This window comes from Terriglobales bacterium (genome assembly GCA_035691485.1).
GTDB lineage: Bacteria > Acidobacteriota > Terriglobia > Terriglobales > Acidobacteriaceae > JAIQGF01.
Genome location: DASSIZ010000110.1, coordinates 1 through 4,760, shown reverse-complemented (window position 1 = coordinate 4,760; position 4,760 = coordinate 1). Strand labels below are relative to the sequence as shown.

Sequence of the window (4,760 nt, the reverse complement as noted above, 5' to 3'; positions counted from 1 at the left end):
CAGGAGTCAAAGGACGCAAGAATCGATTTTCCCAGATGTTACGGCTCATTCTCACCGAAGGGAGCGTAAAGGATTCTTGTCGTCGCGGGCAATGACGACGAAACCATGGTAGGCGAAAGACAGTACCAGCAGGAGAAATCATGTTGACGCTTCAAATGCGGTGCTAGATGGCCGCACCCCGGTAAAAAACGGGACTTCACGAAGAATTAGCCTCCTAACTCAACGTGCGATAAAGGCGTCTCTAACAATGTCGGCGGTGTCAAGCATATGGTGAAGCGTACGATCTGCGTGTGGTGTTCCTCCGCTTGTGAGTTGCTGCATCACGCCATCGAGGCATGACCAGCGGCGGACCATCTCGCCGGCCGGCATTGACTTTGCGCGGGCCTGCTCCCTAACATGACTGCCACGGTGAGGATGATGATTGGTCAGACAATATCCCACTATCGCATCCTCGAAAAACTCGGCGGCGGCGGCATGGGCGTGGTGTACAAGGCCGAGGATACTGAGTTAGGCCGCTTCGTAGCTCTCAAGTTCTTGCCCGAAGACCTGGCGCGGGATCCGCAGGCGCTGGAACGCTTCCGCCGCGAGGCGCGCGCCGCCTCCGCTCTCAACCATCCCAACATCTGCACCATCCACGAAATCGGCGAGTGCGAGGGCGAGCGCTTCATCGTGATGGAGTTCCTTGAGGGCAACACCCTGAAGCACGGCATCGCCGGCAAGCCTTTCGAAATTGAGCAAGTGCTCGATCTCGGCATCGAGATAGCGGATGCTCTCGACGCCGCCCATGCCAAGGGAATCATCCACCGCGACATCAAGCCGGCCAACATCTTCGTGACCACGCGCGGGCACGTCAAGGTGCTCGACTTCGGACTGGCCAAGGTGGTTCAAACGCGCAGGCAACCGACGGTCTCCGCCGCCATGGCGGTCACCGCGGTTGCCGAGGAGCATTTGACCAGTCCGGGCACCGCGGTCGGCACCGTCGCCTACATGTCTCCGGAGCAAGTGCGCGGCAAGGAACTGGACGCCCGCAGCGATCTGTTCTCCTTCGGCGCGGTGCTCTACGAGATGACCACCGGGATGCTGCCCTTTCACGGTGAGACCTCGGGAGTCATTTTCGACGGGATTCTCAATCGCACGCCGGTGGCTCCTGTCCGCCTGAGCCCGCGAGTCCCGCCCCGGTTAGAGGAAGTCATCGTCAAGGCGTTGGAGAAAGATCGCGAGGTGCGATACCAGAGCGCTTCCGAACTGCGGGCCGACTTGAAGCGTCTGAAGCGGGATACGGAGTCGGGTCGCCTGCCTGCCGTCGAGAGCGCGGCAGCTCGCCCCAAGCGGGCGCCGTTTTCGAGCGTGCAATGGATGGTCGCCGGCATCGTCGTATTGGCGATGGCTCTCGCAGGCGGGCTGTTCTGGTACAGCCGTGCGCGAGCGGTTCCCGCTGCTACTCCGGTCCGGCCGGTGGCTGCGCCTGCCGTCAGCACGCTTGCCGTGCTGCCCTTCCGCGATCTCTCCACCCAGACGGGAGACGAGGCCTGGGGTGTTGGCATGGCCGACGCCATTATCAGCCGCCTGGCCACGCTGCAGAACCTGGCCGTACGCCCCACCAGTTCGGTCCTGAAATATGTGAAGGAGCCGGCCGAACCCTCTCGCATTGCGAAGGACCTGGACGTGCAATCCGTGCTGGACGGCACTTATCAGCGGTCCGGGCCCGTGGTCCGGGTTTCGGTGCAGCTCATCGACAGCCAGACTCGCGCCACCCGCTGGGCGGGCCGCTACGACCTGCACGCCGACGACATGTTGAAGTTCCAGGATGAGGTTGCACAAAAAGTGCTGGAAGGCCTGAGCGTGCAGATGTCGGGCGCGGAACAACAGTCCATGTCGGCGCCCTTAACCGCCTCCCCCGAAGCCTACAACCTGTACCTACGGGCGCGTTCTTACATGAGCCAGTATTTCCTCGATTCCCGCCGCGAAAACCTTCATCAGGGCCGCGATATGGCGCGACAGGCGATTGCCAAGGACCCGGCCTTTGCCGAAGCCTATATCGTTCTGGCCGACAGCCTGCTCTACGAGAGCGCCAATTTTAAGGAAAACGCCACCGAAAACGTGGACCAGGCCCGGCGGGCGGGGGAACAGGCTTTGCGGCTGAAGCCTGGTTTCGCCGAGGCCTACCATATTTTGGGCGGTGTCCATACTGTCAAGGGAGAGAACATCGAGGCCATCACCACCCTGCGGGAGGCCTTGCGGCTGGCACCCAATCTGGAAATTGCCCACTTGAGCTTGGGCTATGTCTACCACTTCGCCGGCTTGGATGATCTCGCCGAGCAGGCATTCCGCCGCAGCATCGAGTTGAATCCGGTTGCCCTGCAGCGCCACTGGATGCACGCCCGCGGCCTCCTCTACCTGGGACGCGTCGCGGAAGGCGAGGAAGAACTGCGCCAGGTGGTGGCCGCCCACCCTGACCAGATCAAAGCCCTCGCCTACCTTGGCGAGATGTACTACTACAACGGAAAGTACAAGGATGCCGAGCAGGTCTTCACCCGCGCCATCGAACTGGCCCGCGGCACCGGCATTGACGAACCGGCCTTCCTGTCCGCCTTCCTCCATGCCTCGCGCGGCGAACGCAACCGCATTGATCCACTGGTATTTCGCCTCCGCCCGGCTGAGATCATCGACGGCGACACTGCTTACTGGATCGCGGGTACCTTCTCCCTGCTTGGCGACAAACCGCATTCGCTAGTGTGGCTGCGCCGCGCCGTCGAGATCGGCAACCAAAACTATCCCTGGTTCCAGCGCGACAAGAACTTCGAATCCATGCGCTCCGACCGCGACTACCAACGCCTCATGTCCGACGTTCGTCAGAAGTGGGAACACTACCGGCAGCTGTTCGGATCGTCCAGCTGATGTTCGGGTAACCCCACGTCAGCCTGGTTTTGGCAAGAGTGGGGATTCGATCGTCAGACAGTTATCGCGCGCCAGTGCGAACGCGCACGCCCTTGATCATCAGCCAGAGGGCGAGTGTCACTTCAAAGATCAGCATCGGCATCCAGATCGGCCAGGCCAGCACAGTGGGAAGAAGGCCGGCGAGCTGCACTGGCAGTGTTAACACGAGTAGCACCGAAGCTACCACTCCCAGCCAGGCGAGCGCGACGGGGATGCTGCGGGCGCGCAGGAACAGGTAAGCGAAGAGCGTACTGCCCACGGCAAAGCACATGGCGCCGACCGTCCCGGCTGAGCCGCCTTCTGCGAGCGCCAAGCCTCCGAGCGCGGTCGCAGCCGCGTCACCTGCCGATGATGCCATGGCCACCTTCGCTAATCGCAGCGTCTGAACCGCGGCGGCGGCTCCCAGCACAGCTTCAGCCAGACGGCAGCAGAACGCGAAGAGGGCAAGATCGGCGTCCTCGTCTCGCGTGAGTGCGTACAGTGTGACCGCAAGCGTCGCCGCTTCGAAGAAGGTAAGCAACTCGAGCAGGGCGCATAAGCGCACCGTGGTCACGTGCTGGGCCAGGCTTGCGAGCTTGGCCGCGGCATCGGGGCCAGTCGCCACCCGTCCGAACAGAATCATGGCGGCAATGCCGGTCACGATGTAAGCCAGGAAGGTGAACCCGGCGAGCCGAGCGTTGCTTGTCTGCGTCATGAAACCCCCAAGCACCAGCAAGATCGAGTGCACTTTCAAGTACGCTCGGCCAGATTCCAGGGTTCCCCACTTAGAAGAGGTTTCCGAGCATCGTTTTGGCGCAAACGCCACCGCGTGGTAGGTGCGCAGGTGCTATGACGACAAGGCAAGCCTGGAACTGTCAAGGCTGAGCGCCGGTAATTAAAGCTCTTCCTTCTCCGCGGGAGCCTGCACCACTGCCACCCTCTCACCTACTCCGAAATCATCCCGATCGTCCCCAGCCACCTCTCCACCAACTGAGGCCATGCGGTAATCGGAAGGTTCGTGCGCCGCAGCCCAAAGGCATGTCCGCCCTGGGCATACAAATGCATCTCGACAGCGACCCCGGCCTTTTTCAGCGCAATGTAGTAGGCCAGCGAGTCGTTTACGTTGTCCACGTGGTCATCCTCCGCTTGCAGCAAAAACGTGGGCGGCGTCTGACGGGTGACAGGAATATCGGGATTCAACCCCAATTGTTTATCGGCCGTCGTCTCATGCACCGGCTTACGAATCACAACCTTTCTGGCGCCTTGCTTGGCATCCCATTCCGCCGCGGAAAGCGACAGGTGCCCCGGATAAATCGCCACCGCAAAATCCGGACGGCAGCTCTCTTTGTCGGCGGCGTCTACAGGCGGATACAAACGCTTCTCAAAGTGCGTGCTGATCGCTGCCGACAGATGCCCGCCGGATGAAAACCCAAGCACACCAATCTTGTGCAGATCGATGTGCCACTCCGCCGCGTGAAGGCGCACCAGCCCCACCGTCCTCTGCGCATCTTCCAACGCCATCGGTGATTCCGGATACGGCCCCGATTTCGGATACGGCCCCACATCCGTCACTCGGTATTTCAGCAGCACACACGTGATCCCCTTGGGCGTCAGCCAATCACAGACCTCGGTGCCTTCAAGATCGATGGCCAGCTCCTGATAGCCCCCACCAGGGAAGACGACGACCACTGCGCCCGTGTTCTTTCCTTTTGGCGAATAGACCGTCATCGTGGGCCGCGACACGCTGCGCACCGCCACCGCCGGCCGGCCGGCAACCAGGAACTCCTTCCCCGTCGTTTTAGCGACCTCCGGCCCCGCGACCGGCTGGGGATCGGGCACTCTCC

The 4,760-nt window shown here is 61.7% G+C and carries 3 protein-coding genes; 1 reads left to right on the top strand and 2 read right to left on the bottom strand.

Annotation, left to right across the window (positions count from 1 at the left end; translation table 11 throughout):
* Positions 1 to 396: 396 nt before the first annotated feature.
* Entirely contained in the window at positions 397 to 2,898 is a 2,502-nt protein-coding gene (locus VFI82_13880; GenBank protein HET7185772.1) for a protein kinase, read from the top strand.
* 61 nt (positions 2,899 to 2,959) lie between these two features.
* On the opposite strand, the gene VFI82_13875 is transcribed toward VFI82_13880, so the two are convergent.
* Both VFI82_13875 and VFI82_13870 read right to left on the bottom strand, forming a co-directional pair.
* The gene (locus VFI82_13875) at positions 2,960 to 3,631 is read right to left on the bottom strand and encodes a DUF4386 domain-containing protein (protein HET7185771.1); all 672 of its coding nucleotides are present in this window, start codon (positions 3,629 to 3,631) and stop codon (positions 2,960 to 2,962) included.
* A gap of 230 nt (positions 3,632 to 3,861) precedes the next feature.
* The coding region (locus tag VFI82_13870; GenBank protein ID HET7185770.1) for an alpha/beta hydrolase at positions 3,862 to 4,760 on the bottom strand (899 nt) is incomplete at its 5' end.

Excerpts from the sequence above, each read along its gene's own strand:
- VFI82_13880 (HET7185772.1), top strand. The coding sequence starts at position 397 with ATGACTGCCACGGTGAGGATGATGATTGGTCAGACAATATCCCACTAT.
- VFI82_13875 (HET7185771.1), bottom strand. The coding sequence starts at position 3,631 with ATGACGCAGACAAGCAACGCTCGGCTCGCCGGGTTCACCTTCCTGGCT.